This window comes from Nostoc sp. JL23 (genome assembly GCF_017115065.1).
GTDB lineage: Bacteria > Cyanobacteriota > Cyanobacteriia > Cyanobacteriales > Nostocaceae > Nostoc > Nostoc punctiforme_A.
Window position 1 is genome coordinate 21,435 of the sequence record NZ_JABXKN010000048.1, and the last position, 16,047, is coordinate 37,481.

17 protein-coding genes and 1 pseudogene are annotated in these 16,047 nt (G+C 40.5%); 6 read left to right on the plus strand and 12 right to left on the minus strand.

Annotation, left to right across the window (positions count from 1 at the left end; translation table 11 throughout):
* Positions 1–26 precede the first annotated feature (26 nt).
* Together HWQ42_RS09655 and HWQ42_RS09660 are read right to left on the minus strand one after the other, a co-directional pair.
* The gene (locus HWQ42_RS09655) at positions 27–614 is read right to left on the minus strand and encodes a TetR/AcrR family transcriptional regulator (protein ID WP_292728812.1); all 588 of its coding nucleotides are present in this window, start codon (positions 612–614) and stop codon (positions 27–29) included.
* 284 nt (positions 615–898) lie between these two features.
* Positions 899–1,060: pseudogene (locus HWQ42_RS09660) on the minus strand (NADH-dependent alcohol dehydrogenase); the annotation flags it as partial.
* 835 nt (positions 1,061–1,895) lie between these two features.
* Here HWQ42_RS09660 and HWQ42_RS09665 point away from each other — a divergent pair.
* Positions 1,896–2,693, plus strand: a complete 798-nt coding sequence (locus HWQ42_RS09665) for a sulfite exporter TauE/SafE family protein (RefSeq protein WP_292811340.1) — start codon at positions 1,896–1,898, stop codon at positions 2,691–2,693.
* Between the two features lie 43 nt (positions 2,694–2,736).
* Here HWQ42_RS09665 and HWQ42_RS09670 read toward each other — a convergent pair whose 3' ends face one another.
* Positions 2,737–3,399 carry a cadmium resistance transporter gene (locus HWQ42_RS09670; RefSeq protein ID WP_292811343.1) on the minus strand — a complete coding sequence of 221 codons (663 nt, stop codon included), beginning with the start codon at positions 3,397–3,399 and terminating at the stop codon, positions 2,737–2,739.
* Positions 3,400–3,528: 129 nt separating this feature from the next.
* Between HWQ42_RS09670 and HWQ42_RS09675 the strand changes: the two genes are divergently transcribed.
* Entirely contained in the window at positions 3,529–4,239 is a 711-nt protein-coding gene (locus HWQ42_RS09675; protein ID WP_292811345.1) for a cadmium resistance transporter, read from the plus strand.
* Here HWQ42_RS09675 and HWQ42_RS35505 read toward each other — a convergent pair.
* The 3 genes from HWQ42_RS35505 to HWQ42_RS09685 form a co-directional block, all read right to left on the minus strand.
* On the minus strand, positions 4,156–4,476 hold the full coding sequence (locus HWQ42_RS35505; protein ID WP_366932761.1) for a DUF3574 domain-containing protein: 321 nt from the start codon (positions 4,474–4,476) through the stop codon (positions 4,156–4,158). The two genes, HWQ42_RS09675 and HWQ42_RS35505, sit on opposite strands and share 84 nt — an antisense overlap.
* A gap of 140 nt (positions 4,477–4,616) precedes the next feature.
* Positions 4,617–5,579: a cysteine synthase A gene (cysK, locus tag HWQ42_RS09680; RefSeq protein ID WP_099103540.1), complete on the minus strand. Its 963-nt coding sequence runs from the start codon at positions 5,577–5,579 to the stop codon at positions 4,617–4,619.
* A gap of 18 nt (positions 5,580–5,597) precedes the next feature.
* A complete protein-coding gene (locus HWQ42_RS09685) occupies positions 5,598–6,068 on the minus strand; it encodes an Rrf2 family transcriptional regulator (protein WP_292728799.1) in 471 nt (156 codons plus the stop codon).
* 174 nt (positions 6,069–6,242) lie between these two features.
* On the opposite strand from HWQ42_RS09685, the gene cysE reads away from it, so the two are divergent.
* Entirely contained in the window at positions 6,243–7,019 is a 777-nt protein-coding gene (gene cysE / locus HWQ42_RS09690) for a serine O-acetyltransferase (protein ID WP_292811554.1), read from the plus strand.
* Between the two features lie 152 nt (positions 7,020–7,171).
* The gene (locus HWQ42_RS09695) at positions 7,172–7,762 is read left to right on the plus strand and encodes a Crp/Fnr family transcriptional regulator (protein WP_292811348.1); all 591 of its coding nucleotides are present in this window, start codon (positions 7,172–7,174) and stop codon (positions 7,760–7,762) included.
* Between the two features lie 6 nt (positions 7,763–7,768).
* On the opposite strand, the gene HWQ42_RS09700 is transcribed toward HWQ42_RS09695, so the two are convergent.
* Positions 7,769–8,107: an NIL domain-containing protein gene (locus HWQ42_RS09700; RefSeq protein ID WP_292811350.1), complete on the minus strand. Its 339-nt coding sequence runs from the start codon at positions 8,105–8,107 to the stop codon at positions 7,769–7,771.
* 22 nt (positions 8,108–8,129) lie between these two features.
* A complete protein-coding gene (locus HWQ42_RS09705; protein ID WP_292811353.1) occupies positions 8,130–8,795 on the minus strand; it encodes an NIL domain-containing protein in 666 nt (221 codons plus the stop codon).
* 703 nt (positions 8,796–9,498) lie between these two features.
* On the opposite strand from HWQ42_RS09705, the gene HWQ42_RS09710 reads away from it, so the two are divergent.
* Together HWQ42_RS09710 and HWQ42_RS09715 are read left to right on the plus strand one after the other, a co-directional pair.
* Positions 9,499–10,017, plus strand: coding sequence for a hypothetical protein (locus tag HWQ42_RS09710; RefSeq protein ID WP_292811355.1), 519 nt, complete (start codon positions 9,499–9,501; stop codon positions 10,015–10,017).
* A gap of 637 nt (positions 10,018–10,654) precedes the next feature.
* On the plus strand, positions 10,655–12,166 hold the full coding sequence (locus HWQ42_RS09715) for a hypothetical protein (RefSeq protein WP_292811357.1): 1,512 nt from the start codon (positions 10,655–10,657) through the stop codon (positions 12,164–12,166).
* A gap of 130 nt (positions 12,167–12,296) precedes the next feature.
* On the opposite strand, the gene HWQ42_RS09720 is transcribed toward HWQ42_RS09715, so the two are convergent.
* The 4 genes from HWQ42_RS09720 to HWQ42_RS09735 form a co-directional block, all read right to left on the minus strand.
* On the minus strand, positions 12,297–12,563 hold the full coding sequence (locus HWQ42_RS09720) for an NIL domain-containing protein (protein ID WP_289797696.1): 267 nt from the start codon (positions 12,561–12,563) through the stop codon (positions 12,297–12,299).
* A gap of 149 nt (positions 12,564–12,712) precedes the next feature.
* Complete coding sequence (gene cysW / locus HWQ42_RS09725; RefSeq protein WP_292732053.1) at positions 12,713–13,588, minus strand: sulfate ABC transporter permease subunit CysW; 876 nt, start codon at positions 13,586–13,588, stop codon at positions 12,713–12,715.
* Entirely contained in the window at positions 13,575–14,435 is an 861-nt protein-coding gene (cysT, locus tag HWQ42_RS09730) for a sulfate ABC transporter permease subunit CysT (protein ID WP_292732054.1), read from the minus strand. Before cysT ends, cysW begins: the two co-directional genes overlap by 14 nt.
* 99 nt (positions 14,436–14,534) lie before the next feature.
* Positions 14,535–15,683 (minus strand): sulfate ABC transporter substrate-binding protein, encoded by a 1,149-nt coding sequence (locus HWQ42_RS09735; RefSeq protein ID WP_292811359.1) that lies wholly within the window; start codon positions 15,681–15,683, stop codon positions 14,535–14,537.
* Between the last annotated feature and the right edge of the window lie 364 nt (positions 15,684–16,047).

Here is a 16,047-nt window from a genome sequence, read left to right on the forward strand (position 1 = left end):
TTTTTAATACCGCTCGCTCTATTCAATTAAAGAGAAGTTTTCAAGTATTGATTCAGGTGATTAATTACCCTATGGATATGAATTGAATCTCCATAAAGCTTGCTCATCATTATGCCTCCTTCCAGTGTTGCGATTATGATAGTAGCGATTTCATCAGCACTCACTTCCGCGCGAATTTCACCCTTTTCAATTCCTGTTTCAATAATTCGACAAATTAGATGCAGCCAAGAGTTCATCGCCTGTTGAGCGCGTTCTCGCAACGCCGGATGAGCATCATCACTTTCCACAGCAGTATTCAGCAGTGGACACCCTCCCTTGATGGGTGGATTTTCTGCGAAGCTACTAAATACCCCAATGATTGCTTGCAGACGTTCTACTGCGTGGCGTTTGTTTCGTAATACAAATCTAGTATGCTGCTTAATGCGAGCGATCGCAAAATCAAAAGCCTGTAGCGCGAGATCATCTTTGCTTTGGAAGTGATTGTAAATTCCTCCTTTCTGCAATCCAGTTACACGCATAATGTCTGACATCGATGAACCTGCATACCCCTGTTGATTAAACAGTTCGGCTGCTTGCTCAAGAATTCTGGTTTTTGTTTCTTCGCCTTTGGACATTACAGCGATTTTGATAGTAGGGAGTAGGGAGTAGGGAGTTTATTAAATTGAAAATTGCTGTAAATAGCTGTAAATAAAATATTACCGACCGAATGGTTTGATTTAAATTATCATGATAGTTGCTTGTAAGTCAAGCTTTTTTCAGCACTGGGTACAGAACTAGTACAGTACGGCGTAAATAAACTACCCATTCAAAACCAATGAAATGCTTACGCTGTATTAATTTTTAATTTTTAATTTTTAATTCCGCCTTGCGGTACTAGGCATTGGCTATAGCCAAAGTTTGCCAATGCAGACTTCACCTGGTTATAGACGCTGTTAGTTTTGATGCTACCCCCACCATAATTAATCAGGATTTTGGCATTATCAGGAATTTCAGCAGCAATGTTGGCGATTTGACCTTTGCCAAACAGGATTTTGACTGGATTGCAAAAAACTAGGATCAGCCCTTTCAAGGTGACTCGTAAAATCTCTGTTTTTCTCTCTGCGCTCTCTGTGCCTCTGCGGTTTAAAAGTAATTTATTTAACCACAGAGACGCAGAGAACACAGAGTTAAGAGATTAAAGAGGAATTTTTTGAGCAAAATTTTTACTCACCTTGAAAGGGCTGGTCCTAAAAACAAAGTTTTCCATGAGTCATTAAACTAGGGAATCGTAATTGAGCTTTAGTATTGTAATCACTTTCAGGATGTTGCCTAATTGCAGCATAATGCGATATATCGTGTCTCTACAAAGTTTGGTATTATCCCTATGCTTACTAACTTGTAAGTAAATTTTTGAGCAACCAGTCCGTAGGGAGTTTGACTGACTGCGGTGTATTATCCAGATAATTGAACAATATACAACGCGAATACGCTAGACGTTTAATCATACTTACGAGTAAAATACGGTAAGTGCATCGCCTTACGTGGTTTTATATGTAAAACTGTAGAAAAACCTAGTTAGAAGTTGAGTTTAGCAGAGCGACTGACCAATAAGCATTTATCAAAATCTATTTGAGCTAAATGCCAGTTGTCATGCTTACAAAAACTTCCAGACAGGTTTTAAGTTGTCCAGGAATCCTTGAGAAACACAATACTTGTCATAAATAGCCCAGTCTACCACTGGGCTATAGTTTGGCTGAGTTGCTGCTCTCTAACTGCTCGTAGTTAAGTCAGTGAACAGTTATCAAGGCTCCGTTTGGGGAATTAATCAACCCTTACCGACGCTGCTCACTTATAGAAGTGGGAGACTCAACAGGACTCTGATAACTGATAACTAATTGTTGAAATCGCCAAAGAGTATGCACTATCTATTACTACCGTTCTTTAGCTTTTTTGTTGGTATCATCGTTGGTTTGACGGGAATTGGTGGAGCGTCTCTCATCACCCCAATGTTGATTTTTGTTTTTCAGGTTCCACCTTCCATCGCTGTGAGTTCTGATGTTGTGGCCGCCACCTTGATGAAAATTGTTGGTAGCGTCAAGCATTGGGAACAGAAAACCCTCGACACAGAAGTTGTCAAATGGCTGGCATTTGGGAGTGTTCCAGGCTCATTGTTCGGAGTAGGGATTTTGCACTTCATTAAACGTACAGGTGAGTATAACCTGGATAATATCTTGCTCCGTTTGCTGGGTGGGATGATTTTGCTAGTCACAGTGTTAGCACTAGTGCAATTGTTGTTATTGACTTTTTTCCCCAAATTTAATTTACCCGAACTGCCAAAGTTAGACTTAGAAACTAACTTTGGTCGATTTATAACAATCACCTTGGGAGCAATTTTAGGCTGTTTTGTCGGTCTAACTAGCGTCTCATCAGGTTCAATGTTTGCCCTAGTGCTGATTGGGTTTTTCCGCCTTGATGCACGGAAGTTAGTGGGTACAGATATTTCACACGCAGCAATTTTACTGCTGTTTACAGCCCTTGGTCATCTCAGCCTGGGAACAGTTGATTGGAGTTTGGTACTGCCTATATGGTTAGGCTCTGTGCCTGGGGTGTTACTAGGTGCTAAAATCTGCCAAGTAGCTCCGCAACGCCCACTACGGTTTATTATTTACGCCATTTTGATGATGGTAAGTTGGAAATTAGTTCATCAGGTGTAACCAATTTGAGATTTTCAATTCCAAATCCAGCATTCAACATTGATTAACTTCTCATCCAAGATAGTAGAGTGAACGTACCTCGCTCGTACATAATGAATAGACCCAAACCAATTAAGACAAAAGGTACAACAGCCTTACCGTAGCGACTTAAAATATCAGCAATGGTAGGTTGACGGCTTAAAAAATAAGCGATCGCACACCAAACCCCTACCATGATAAAAAATATACTTAGAATTACTCCCAAGCTGGCAAGATCCTGACCAGCGAATAAAGGGATATATATACTAATATTGTCACCACCATTAGCGATCGTTACTGCTGCCACTTTATAGGTTTGGGGATGCAAAACACTCAAAATAAAAGACAATACTGGGTTCGTAGGTGTAGGCTCTCTAAAATCACTACTGACTGTCTGAACTGTTATAGTTTCTTCTTTTCTAGATATTAATTGTTGAATACCAATTGCTATTGGTAGTAGTCCTAATAATCCTATCCATTCTCGCTGTACAACCAATCCACCGAAAAATCCTGGTAAGCTAGCGATGATGATGGCTGCAAAACCCAGATATTGACCGAATAAGATATGCCGCCGCCGAAAATTACCGTCTACCTGTGAAAAAAATATTAACAAAATAATGATGTCATCTATGTTAGTGGCGATGAAGGCAATTATCCCTTCACTGAAGGCTGTCCCTAGCTGACTCATGCTGGATTTTTAGAATCTACGATTTACCACCATACCAAATTAATCTTTCAAGTAATTGAACTACACCACTCCCCACTACCCATTACCAATCTCAGTCGTAGTCTAAATACCTGAAAACTGCTGTTAAATATGAGCGAGTTAGTTACTGAAATTACTACAGGGGCAATTGCATTCATTGCCACTAACATTGATGATATTGTCATTCTATTGTTGTTTTTTTCTCAAATAAATGCTAACTTTCGTCCCCGGCATATAGTTGCTGGCCAGTTTCTCGGTTTTACAGTTCTGTTAATGCTTAGTCTTCCGGGTTTGTTTGGTGGATTAGTTTTATCAAAAAACTGGATTGGATTACTTGGTTTACTACCAATCTCCATAGGTATCAGTAGTTTAGTGAATCGGGAAGAAGATTCATCAAAAGAAGTTTTAGCTGCCACAGAACAAGCTCAAACATCAACAATCACTAGCTTTTTTTCCCCCCAAGCCTATAGTGTGGCAGCTGTTACAATTGCCAATGGTAGCGATAATATTAGTGTCTACGTGCCTTTATTTGCTAGCTGCAACTTAGAGAGTTTTTTGGTAATTCTCGGATTATTTTTTCTCTTGTTAGGAGTTTGGTGCTACGTTGCATACAAATTAATTAACAATAGAGTCATAGCTGATGTATTGACTGACTACGTTAATTATCTTGTGCCTTTTGTTCTGATCGGATTAGGCGTTTTTATTGTATTAAAAAGCGAAGCTTTAAGTCCAATAAAGCTAGCTGCTAGTGGTATCTGTTTGATGATTTTGGTGAAAAACAACGAAAGTGCCGATGAAATTGGCGAAAATTCTAGTCGATAAACGAGCCAATTTTAGATTTTTATCGAGGAAGGCAGGAGGAAAACGTTTTTTGTTTTGCTGAGTATCGTTAAAAAACAAGAAAATACTCTTAGACTTTTCTTCGATAATAGTGCCTGTGCTGTCTAAATACTGTCCATTGGTATCGAAAACAGTTAATCCATCTGGAAAAAGAGGGGCAACGACATTATTTAAAAAGCTTTGAAAATCATTATTAGAAACCTGATATAACTTGCTCAATCAGGCTGAAGCGAGACTGAGTAGAAGTTAGACCTGTAGAGACGCGAAATTGGATTGGGTTACGCTAACTTCCTGCTGTACTAATGCGTCTCTAACAAGGATTTTGGGCTTAATTGATGGGGATTCAGACCCCACCTGAATCAAACTTTACTCAACCACTCATTCTCCTCTGGGTCTTTAAATAGTGAGGTACTGAGGTAGCGTTCACCAAAGCTAGGCTGGATCATGACGATTAGGCGACCTGCATTTTCTGGTCGTTGTGCCACTTGAATAGCCGCATATAAAGCAGCGCCAGTCGAAATCCCCGATAGTAATCCTTCTTCTTTTGCAAGGCGACGACTGTAAGCGATCGCTTGCTCATCCGCTACCTGAATCACTTCATCCACCAGTTCTGAACGGTAAATCGCTGGGACAAATCCCGCGCCAATACCTTGAATTTTGTGAGGCCCTGATTTACCGCCTGCTAATACCGGACTGTTGCTGGGTTCAACTGCGATCGCTTGGAAACTCGGCTTGCGTTTTTTAATAACTTCTGAAACTCCCGTAATTGTGCCACCAGTACCCACTCCCGCCACGAGAATATCTACCTCTCCATCGGTATCATTCCAAATTTCTTCGGCTGTGGTTTCGGCGTGAACTTTCGGGTTGGCGGGGTTGCGGAACTGCTGCAACATATAAGCATTGGGCGTTTTAGCTACAAGCTGCTCTGCATGAGCGATCGCTCCTCGCATCCCTTCTACCCCTGGCGTTAACTCTAATTGAGCGCCATAAGCTTTGAGCATGGATCGTCTTTCGTGGCTCATTGTGTCAGGCATCGTTAGAATGAGATGGTAGCCCTTGGCAGCTGCCACCATCGCTAGCGCAATTCCTGTATTTCCAGAAGTCGGCTCTACTAAAACAGTTTTTCCGGGGTGAATCAAGCCTGCTTCTTCTGCCGCTTCCACCATACTCGCGCCAATCCGGTCTTTCACAGAAGATGCTGGATTCATGCTTTCTAGCTTCACCACAATCCGAGCAACCGCTCCTGACGCTTGGGGAATCTTGTTTAATTGAACTAAAGGAGTTCGGCCGATTAACTCTGTGATATCTTTCGCTATCCGCATGGGGGTACTCCGTCGTGTCTAAATATAATACATTGGACTCTGCTGGGCACGAGTTTCTCTTTCGTCGCACAAGTTTTGAAGTGTATAACGACCCAAAACTTCTATTGAGGCAGCGTTAGCTTGCTCCCAAACTTCATAAACCAGAGTCTTTTCTAGAGTCGGAGAGTTAGAGGTATCTTTCTCTTTCCGCTCGCCTTCAACCAAAGTGACAATTTCAAGTATTGTAATCTGCCAAGGTTCCCGAACTAAAACGAAACCTCCTTTAGAGCCGCGTTGACTCTGCACCACACCAGCACGCCGGAGGTTGGTCAAAATTTGTTCCAGATAGCGCTCAGGTATGGGTTGCTTGGCAGTAATCTCGCTCATGGTTAAAGGAAGTTTTTTTCCGTGGTGGCTTGCCAGTTCTAATAGTGCCAGCAGCGCATATTCCACTTTGGAAGACAGATCCAAGAGAGCGTAGTTTTGGCTATTCAACACTGTACTCAACATACTACGGTGAATTGAGGGACATATCGCAGTTTATGCGAAATTAATTTTTTTCAACTGTGGAATGTGATAGCATCCCACTTATTACCCACCAAAACACTATACTCTATCGACTTACCGTAGATTGTACTTTTACACAATTCTCATAAAGGACTCGATCTTTTTCTGGGAATTATCCTGAGTTTCTGTTTTCAGAGCCTCACCTACCAACAAAAATCTCAACAGAGTATGCTACTAACTGATTTGCGAACCATTTTTGAGCGTGACCCAGCAGCCCGTAACTGGCTAGAAGTATTGTTTTGTTACCCTGGACTGCAAGCTCTAGTGTTTCATCGATTGGCACACTGGCTGCATAAAATTGGAATTCCGTTTATACCAAGATTCATCTCTCATCTTAGTAGGTTTTTAACCGGAATTGAAATTCATCCTGGGGCATTAATTGGCCAGGGAGTGTTTATTGACCACGGTATGGGAGTAGTGATTGGTGAGACTGCGATCGTGGGCGACTATGCTCTGATTTATCAAGGTGTCACCCTTGGCGGGACTGGGAAAGAAAGCGGCAAACGCCATCCAACTTTAGGCTCTCATGTAGTTGTGGGAGCGGGTGCGAAGGTATTGGGAAATATTCAAATTGGCGATCGCGTCCGTATCGGAGCCGGTTCTGTGGTGCTAAGAGATGTCCCCAGTAACACTACTGTAGTTGGGATTCCAGGGCGCGTAACTCGTCAGAACAACTCGTCTAGCAATGTTCTGGATCATGATAAAGTACGCGACGTAGAAGCTGAAGTCATCCGCGCTTTATTTGAACGCGTCAAGTCTCTAGAGAAACAGTTTGAGCAGTTGGAACAATCAAGTTCGTCTCCAACTGAACTTGGCGACGAATTAACCGACAACCCTAAGAGTAATAATTCTGATGGGATGATAGAAGATTTTCTTGATGGTGCGGGAATTTAGGGAATGGAGGGGAGAGGTGACAGGTGATAGGCAATTTTATCTGTACCCTGTAACCTGTACCCTATTCCCTTTTTTAAAATACCCATAGGTTCTTATAACCTGATATAAATGTAATACTACGGTTAATTTATCGGAGAATAGTTTTATATACTATGGTGTCTTTGTACACAAGCTTATCTAGTCTAAGCAGTAACAATACTAAGCAAGTTTTTGCGCGTAGGTCATTTCTGCCAGAGCATCATAACGACCTTTGGAAGATTGAAACGGGTTTTGTCAGAACTTTTACCTATTTGGAAGATGGTACAACTGTCGCTTTAGGATTGTGGGGCCCTGGAGATGTCGTTGGTAAGAGGTTGTCAAAATTAGAACCTTATCAGATGGAATGCCTAACTAAAGTGGAGGCAACAGTTTTACCTCTAGAGGAGTGGACTGAACTAACAGAAACTCTACTTGCCCATATCCAACAGGCTCAAGAATTGATGATCATTCGTAGCCATAAAAAAGTGGATACTATGCTCATCAAGCTGTTGGCATGGTTATCCAAAAAGTTTGGTTCGGAAGTTGAGAAAGGACGTTTAATAGATATGCGTCTGACTCATGAGGATTTGGCGGAAATGCTTGGTTCAACTCGTGTTACCATTACTCGTGTTCTTGGACAGTTTGAGCAAGAGGGCTTGATCGATCGTCTCTCCTTACATCGAATTGTTCTAAAAGAAGAAGAAATTTGGTACTACGAAATTTAGATTATTTCAGTAAAACCAGCTATCGCCGTCAGCATTCGGCTTACCCACAATTCTAAGATTCAGGGATTCTAGGTAAGCTAAACCGCGAGAAATTTGTGGCACTGTTCCCCGCAGTTCAATGTCAAAGCATCCTTCTTGATCTGTATTTGGTTGTAGCATAGCCTTGGTAATATTAACTACCAAGCCGTAAGTAGAAATTAACTGCGAAATTACGGGCGCTTGCAGATAGCATTTGGGAATATGTATTCGCAGACGAATCTGAGTGACTTGGCTTTTTTCAGAAACTGAAGAAACCAGTGATAATCTGTTTTGGGAATTGGTTTTTTGGTGATTTAGTGCTGCCATTGGATAGTGGTAATTTTATTAATTAGCGTAGGCGTAGCCCGTCGTAGACATCGCTATAAACGCTAGACAAATCTAGCCAAATCGGTAGTCCCAGTTTTTCTAAATAACTCAAGCTAGAGTAGAGTTGCTTTGTTCTCCCCCACAAATCCAAGTCAAACCAGCCGTCATCTTGCGTATCGGGTTGAAGTATAGCACTAGTAATATTGACCGTTAGTCCATAACGAGAAACTAACTCAGAAATCACTGGTTCTTCGTAATAAGATTTTAAGACGCACAGTTGTAAGCGCAATCGATTGGTTTGACCCAGAGAAATCCATTGCTGGAATTGTTGTTGCCATTTATTTGTCAGCCATGCAGAGTCTTTGGGACTCAGTTTGGTAGCTGGATTTGGGAAAGGTAGAGTGTGCTGGTTGGATTGAATTTGGTTAGCGATCGCTAGTTGCAGCAAATTCACTCCCAATCCTTGCAAGTAAGATAAACTATTTGTCAGTTTTTGGGGATTTCCTGAAAGTTCCAAATCAAACCAGCCATCGCTGTCATTGTCGGATGTCAGGGATGCAGCTTTGATATTGACGGTTAAACCATAACGAGAAACGAGCCGAGAAATTACAGGTTGCCTGTTATACCGTTGAGGCACAAGAATTCGACTGTGGACTGAAGCAGGTTCTACAGATTTATTCTCAGACATCAGATTAATTCCCAATAGCGATCCCTACGAGGGGCTGCGCCTACGCAATTTTTGGGTTCGGCAGAGAATCTTGCTAATGCTGTGCCCCTATAATTCAACTGTGTGTGGTTGAATATCAGCCTCATAGAAATTTTCATATTTCTGGCTTTTTATTTAACTACGGTAACTCTATCGATTTAATCAATTTACTTGTTATGTAAAGGAAAGTATCACAAAGTACGCAAAAAAGCAATCAGTAAATTAACGTAAGTTCGGAGCAATTTATGTAGAGAAATAGACGCTAAACGAATTGAGAATTTATTTCATCTGTCCCTTCGCTGATATCGTCATTATCTTGGAATTAAAATTGAACGTATCCTTTTTACCCGACCTCACCAAATCGCGTTGCTCCCTTCGATGTTCTTGTGAGAGAATAAGTTACACGTTGCTTTTAGGGACTTACATGAATAAACCCTAAAATATCATCACCTGACCCTCCAACTGTGGAATGTCGTTTACAAGATTTAAGTTTTAATAAGCACTGTATTTATTCACAAGTTCCTTACATTCTTTTTCTAATATCAAGCATCAAGATTGAGGCGCTCAAGTATTGCATTAATTATCTTGAGAATTCACCGCTTTAAACAATTTTAATAACGTGAGTGCAATCTATATGAACTTTAAACAGTTTGGTGTATTACTGTCTATATCTACAATTTTTGGAATGAACGTTATTGCGACCAAGACTGTGGCTCAAGATTTACCTAGTATTACTTTTGGAGCAATAACAACGGTTGGATGTAGTGTTACAAATACGCTTCCTGGATCTGCCCCTACAACCTTACCGATCGCCTTGGATCAAATCAGTGCAAGCGAGGGTCAGCGTCAAAGGTGTATTTTACGTGCTCAGACTTTTATTCCTAGTGGTTTCTTCGTCAAAGATATACAGATACTGTACCAAGGAAGTGCTACAGTTAGTTCAATGAGTAAAGGTGCTAGCTTAAGCAGAACCTATAGCTTTAGTGGTGGTGCTCTTGGTCAAGACATATCTCCCCCTAAAACTACCCAGTTTACATCTAACGGTTCTAATGGATTTGCGGAGCAAGATGGTATTACTGTTCTATCTACTTCATGTGGTGGACAAGGACTATTAGGTATTAATATAATTGCACAATCATCACTAGGAAGTTCTATAGACATCTCCAAAATAGTAATATCTTCTGGTGAGCTGTCACGTTGCTAAATTTAATAAACTGTATTACTTTCATTTTTAATTTTTAGCTTCCATTTAATCAGACCACCTTCATTAAGCAATTTACTCGACTTATTTGCCAGATATTTACCAATTGATATAGGGGAATCGCCTCATATAATACCGCCCCTTTTTTATGAATCGAAGGTCTGTAAATGGCTTTCCTGGTATAGTTTTAGCGTGAATTAAGATGAGACTATCCAAAGTTTTTGCCTCTTGGAAATCCTATACACCTCTTTACATCCGACTTGTTTATACACGGTAAAGAGCTGCCTTACAAACGGTTAGCAGGGGGAAAGGAGAGAAATAACTCTTCATTGCCAATAACCGCAGCTTTACGGATGGACACTACTACCGTCACAAGGATTAAAACCTCTTAATACTTGGTTAAATTAAAGACATCGATAAGGACGAGAGCAAACCTCTCGAACGATATGAGCGATCCACGCACAACTACGTGGGACTTAGTTGCTACTTGAGCTAATTCTTAATAAACTAACAGGTCACTGCTGGCGCGATCGCAGAAACTTTAAACTTTAAATTCATATCCTAAAATTACCTTGTTATTTACCCTGTTAGGATATTAATCAGCATAAGATAGTCGATTAACTTTTGATTATAAAGTTTGATGATTAATATTACTAAATTCAATAAAATTGATCTTCTCGTTTTGATTGGAATTGTGATTATTGGTCTTATACATTTACCTTTTCCATTTGACGGAGATCAAGCATTTTTTAGGCTTGGTGCTTTGGAGATGCAACAAGGAAAGTTACTTTATCGTGATTTCTGGGATGTGAAGCAACCGGGGATTTTTTACTTTTACTTTTTGGCAGGAACTTTATTTGGTTTTAATGAGATTGGCATCCATCTCTTTGAACTTATTTACATGATATTTCTGTCTATAATATTGTTGCTGAGTCTAAAAAGCTATTTTCAGCATCCGATAATCGCAAGTCTAGTACCTTTGTTAACGGTTGGCGTTTACTATACTGTTTCACAGCCTTGGCATCTTACTCAAGTAGAGGCACTGGTTAGTTTGCCTTTATTTACTTGTGTTTGGTTGACTTGTGAATCTTTTAAATGTGAAGGAAGACAAAGATTTTTTCTACTTTTACTATCAGGTTTTATTGGTGGAATTGTCCTCATATTTAAATTAATACTTCTGCTAATATTACTTTCATTTTGGCTAACTCTTTTGATATATGCTGTGCTAATCAAACGCGAGCAAATTCAAAAAGTTTTTTTAGAAATATTTATTCCAATTTTTATGGGAATTATATTTCCTATTTTATTTATTGTAAGCTATTTTGCCTGGTTTAATAATTTACCAATTTTGTATCAAACATTCTTTTTATATCCACCTCGGATTGTTGCTAATTCACAATTTGACCCAAATGGGCTTTTTGCAGGAATAAAATGGTTTTTAAATAATTTTTACCCTCTACTTTTAGCCGCTACTGTTGCAGTAGATGTATCATTGCGTAAGTCTAAGAATATATTCACTTTGCTACTTGTTGTTTGGTGTATTTTTGCTTGGGGTGTGATTGTTCTACAACGTGGGGCATTTTGGGAATACCATTATTTACTATTGTTTGTACCTTTAGGAATTTTAGCTACTAAAGGATTAGATGTTTTATGGGAGTCTTTAAAAAAATTGAGTTCCCCATTTACTACAATACTACTGATATTTTTGTTTTTCTTCCCTTTATCGCACACTCTTCTAAAAAAGAGTGTTGTTCTGGTTAATAACAATTTTGCTTTAGCTGAAGATACACGATTTAAATATCAGACTGTTTTTAGAGAAAAATATCCATCTCTTCGTTCAGAGGCTGAATTTATCTCCCAACCAGAAAGTCTTCCTGGTAAGATTTATGTAGCTGGCGATCCATCTATTTACTACTTCTCGAATCGGACTCAGGCTACATCACTACGTGGTTGGGCACTTGAATATTTTCTGCCTGAGCAATGGACAAAACTTCTAGAAGAGTTAGATTCATCTAAGCCTCCTTATATCTTTATTGATTATATTCAGCAGTCTACTATCAACAAAAATTTTCCAAGAATGCTAGAATTTCTTGAGGGAAGATACCGTATTTTACGTCAAAATGATAACGGTATTTGGTATACCCTTTTGTAGAAAAACCACTACAGCAATTCTGAATAATTGATGATAAACAAGATCCCCGATAACTTTTACGAAGTCGGGGATCTGCGGGTTACAATTCTCTTAAAACCAGATAAATAAATTGTTTGTATTCCTATAACCCTTACCAATCACTTGCTTTAGTATCATCCCAGACTTCCAATTCCAAATCGCGGAGATAAGTTAAACCGCTTTGAATTTGTGCATCTGTTCCTTGTAGTTCAAGGTCAAACCAACCATCTCCGACAGCATTGGCTCCTAAAATCGCTGCCGTGATATTCACAATCAGTCCATAGTCAGACACCAGGCGAGAAATGACAGGTTCCTGGTGATAATCTTTAGGAATTCTGAGTCGAATCCGTTTATTGGTAAGTGTATTGTCAGTAGCCATATCTGAGTTATTTCAATCCCTAATCGGGATTGGTACAGAACTACTCTTAACCCTAACGGTAATTTCCTGATAGGTACTAAGTAGATCGTACCATGTCCCATGATTTGCTTGTATCCTATTCAAAAGATAACTATAATTGCTTGATTTTTCTATTCAACATCTTTAATGCGGGTTTTCCGTTCTAGAATCTCCTTCAGCACCAAGGTTACTACTGCTAGCAACGCTAACAGTACAGCCGCAGAGAAAGCCGCTTCGGTTTCGTATTGTTTGTAAGCGTCTTCTACAAATAGTGGTAGGCTCTGGGTTCGGTCAGCAATGTTACCAGAGACGACGGAAACCGCTCCGAATTCACCCATTGCTCTGGCATTGGTCAAAATTAAACCATAGAGTAAACCCCAACGGATACTGGGTAGGGTGATACGCAAAAATATCTGCCAATCTTTCGCACCTAGAGTTCTAGCAGCTTCTTCTTGATCCTTACCAAATTCTTCTAAAACAGGAATCACTTCCCGCGCCACAAAGGGCATACTCACGAAGGCTGTAGCTAGTACCATACCTGGAAAGGCAAAGATAATCTTGATATCGTGGGCTTGAAGCCAAGGACCAAACCAGCCATTGCGGCCGTAAAGTAGCACAATCATTAATCCTGCAACTACGGGTGAAATCGAAAAAGGCAGGTCAATAATGCTCAAAACTACGGCGCGTCCAGGAAATTTATGACGAGCGATCGCCCAAGCTGCACATAAACCAAATACTGTATTTAAAGGTAGAGAAATCACAGCCAGCAATAGCGTCAGCCAAGCTGCATGGAGAAAAGCTGGTCGCGTCAGGTTGGACAGAAACGGTCCAACTCCTTTGCTGAAGGCTTGGACAAAAACGTTAATTGCCGGGATATATTGAACTAGAGCTAAATAGGCGATCGCTATCCCAATTAAAACTATTGGCACCCAACTCTTCTGCTCTTTCGGCTTGGCCGTATGTGTCTCAGATGCAGATGAGTGAAAACTTGGCTTATCTACTGTCATATCGCCTTGCCCATCCTTGTAAGAAATTAATTGCCAATAGCAGTACCAACGAAATTGATAGTAAAACTATGCCAATTACTGTTGCACCAGAATAGTCATACTGCTCTAACCGCTGGAAAATCAGCACAGGTGCGATTAAATCTTGATAGGGCGTATTGGAAGAAATAATCACAGTTGACCCATATTCCCCAACCGCACGGGAGAAACCCAAGGCAACACCAGTTAAAATCGTCGGAAATAAAGGTGGCAAAATTACTTTCCAGAAGGTCTGCCATTGAGAAGCACCCAGACACCAGGCAGCTTCTTCAATTTCATGTTCCATTTCCTGAAGCACGGGTTGCACAGTTCTCACAATAAAAGGTAGTGAGATAAATATCATTGCTACCGCTACTCCCGTCCGGGTAAAAGATACCTTAATTCCCAGTGGTGCTAATAGCGAACCTAGCCAGCCATTATCGCTGTAGACTGTTGCCAAGGTTAGCCCTGCTACGGAAGTTGGTAGTGCAAATGGTAAATCCACTGTGGCGTCAATCAAGCGCTTGAAGGGAAAGTCGTAGCGAACCAGAACCCAAGCAATCAGAGTTCCAAATACGCCATTGAGTAAGGCGGCAAATATTGCCGTCACAAAAGTTACGTTGTATGTTGCTAGTGCGATATCACTGGTTGCGATCGCCCAAAATCTAGATGGGGGTTCTGTACCCGCTTTCAGGAACATGGCAATGATGGGGATAAACAACATCACCGTCAAGTATCCAATGGTGATTCGCCAAGTCCAAGGAACTCGCCCCAATCTCTTCCAAAATGGCGTTTTGCGTTCAACTTCCACAGAAGGAGATACAGATGTCATAGTGAAAAATTCAAAATTTAAATTTCACAACAAGTTTTTTGTCAGTGGCCGGTTGTTTTTTCTACTTACCACCGACCATTGACTAATGACTAATTACCGTTATTTTTGGGCTTGAATTTTGTCAAACACGCCCCCATCTGCGAAGAACTTCTTATCAATTGCTTCCCAACCGCCTAAGTCTGCAACTGTACCCAAAGTTTTCAGCTTGGGAAATTTGTCTGTGACTTCCTTGGTTTGAGCTAAAGTCTCATCCACAGGACGGAATCCCAATTTGACAAACTCTTGCTGTGCTTCTGGGCTATAGAGGTATTTCACAAAACCTTCAGCAACTTCGCGGGTTCCATGCTTATCGACGTTTTTATCTACCACAGCGATCGGATTGTCGATGGATATATTCACATCGGGAACGACATACTCAACCTTTTCGCCCTTTTGCTGTGCCAAAATAACTTCGTTTTCGTAGTTAATTAAGACATCACCCTGCCCTTGCTTGGCAAATGTATCAGTAGCTTCCCGTGCATCTTTAGGCAAGATTGGCACATTTTTGTAAACTTTAGTCACAAATTCAGTAGCTTTAGCCTCATCGCCACCTGTTTTAATTACAGAATCCCATAGTGCTAAGAAATTCCACTTAGCACCGCCGGAAGTTTTGGGATTAGCAGTAATCAATTTGACACCATCTTTGGCTAAATCTGCCCAGTTCTTGATACCTTTAGGATTGCCTTGACGAGTGACTAATGCTGCAACTGATTTGGAGACAATACCATTGTTGGGAACTTCTTTTTCCCATCCTGGCTGAATTAATCCAGCCTTCTCAATCTTTGTGGTATCTCCAGCTAATGCCAAGTGGACAACATCTGCTTCCAAACCATCAATAACAGCGCGAGTTTGGGAACCAGATCCGCCATAGCTTTGCTTGAAGACGACAGTTTGATTATGATCTTTCTTCCACTGTTCTACAAACTTAGGAATAATGGCTTCATGAGCTGCTTTGGTGACAGCAAAGGAAACTAGAGTTAATTCAACATTATCTTTACTGGCAGCTACAGGGGTAGCACTAGCACCAGGGGTTTCAGAGGCAGAATTACTGCCAGTTCCACCACCAGAGCAGGCGGCAAGCGCCACACTCAATACAGTCCCTACCAAAAAGAGTGATACAAAGCCTTTGAGCGAACTTAGTCTGAACCGATACGTTCTATGTTCAGCTATCGCTTGTAATCTTTTCAGTGGGCGTTGCCACAAACTCATTCTATTTCCTCCACTAAATCTACAGATAACTGATGGGAATACAGTTATATCATATTTATGATACTGGATGATTCCATATATCTAGTTACAAATACTAAAAAACATCATATTTTTGACAAAGAATATGGAGATTTTATCAGTTTTGTGAGCAATTAAAAATACTTTCAATTTCAACTATCAAATTGCGCTCGCAATCAGTGATCTAGTGTATCAAGCAACTTGCTAGGGAATAGCTAATTTTTGATAACAGTGTGTTGTAGCGTAGGGGTAGCCCATTTTAGACATCGGCTTTGCTCAACGCAGCGCAACAAAATTAAGTAAGTTATGAATAGTATCAGTATCAAAAACAAAACCCATCTAGAAA

Excerpts from the sequence above, each read along its gene's own strand:
- HWQ42_RS09655 (WP_292728812.1), bottom strand. The coding sequence starts at position 614 with ATGTCCAAAGGCGAAGAAACAAAAACCAGAATTCTTGAGCAAGCAGCC.
- HWQ42_RS09665 (WP_292811340.1), top strand. The coding sequence starts at position 1,896 with ATGCACTATCTATTACTACCGTTCTTTAGCTTTTTTGTTGGTATCATC.
- HWQ42_RS09670 (WP_292811343.1), bottom strand. The coding sequence starts at position 3,399 with ATGAGTCAGCTAGGGACAGCCTTCAGTGAAGGGATAATTGCCTTCATC.
- HWQ42_RS09675 (WP_292811345.1), top strand. The coding sequence starts at position 3,529 with ATGAGCGAGTTAGTTACTGAAATTACTACAGGGGCAATTGCATTCATT.
- cysK (WP_099103540.1), bottom strand. The coding sequence starts at position 5,579 with ATGCGGATAGCGAAAGATATCACAGAGTTAATCGGCCGAACTCCTTTA.
- HWQ42_RS09685 (WP_292728799.1), bottom strand. The coding sequence starts at position 6,068 with ATGTTGAGTACAGTGTTGAATAGCCAAAACTACGCTCTCTTGGATCTG.
- HWQ42_RS09695 (WP_292811348.1), top strand. The coding sequence starts at position 7,172 with ATGGTGTCTTTGTACACAAGCTTATCTAGTCTAAGCAGTAACAATACT.
- HWQ42_RS09700 (WP_292811350.1), bottom strand. The coding sequence starts at position 8,107 with ATGGCAGCACTAAATCACCAAAAAACCAATTCCCAAAACAGATTATCA.
- HWQ42_RS09705 (WP_292811353.1), bottom strand. The coding sequence starts at position 8,795 with ATGTCTGAGAATAAATCTGTAGAACCTGCTTCAGTCCACAGTCGAATT.
- HWQ42_RS09710 (WP_292811355.1), top strand. The coding sequence starts at position 9,499 with ATGAACGTTATTGCGACCAAGACTGTGGCTCAAGATTTACCTAGTATT.
- HWQ42_RS09715 (WP_292811357.1), top strand. The coding sequence starts at position 10,655 with ATGATTAATATTACTAAATTCAATAAAATTGATCTTCTCGTTTTGATT.
- HWQ42_RS09720 (WP_289797696.1), bottom strand. The coding sequence starts at position 12,563 with ATGGCTACTGACAATACACTTACCAATAAACGGATTCGACTCAGAATT.
- cysW (WP_292732053.1), bottom strand. The coding sequence starts at position 13,588 with ATGACAGTAGATAAGCCAAGTTTTCACTCATCTGCATCTGAGACACAT.
- cysT (WP_292732054.1), bottom strand. The coding sequence starts at position 14,435 with ATGACATCTGTATCTCCTTCTGTGGAAGTTGAACGCAAAACGCCATTT.
- HWQ42_RS09735 (WP_292811359.1), bottom strand. The coding sequence starts at position 15,683 with ATGAGTTTGTGGCAACGCCCACTGAAAAGATTACAAGCGATAGCTGAA.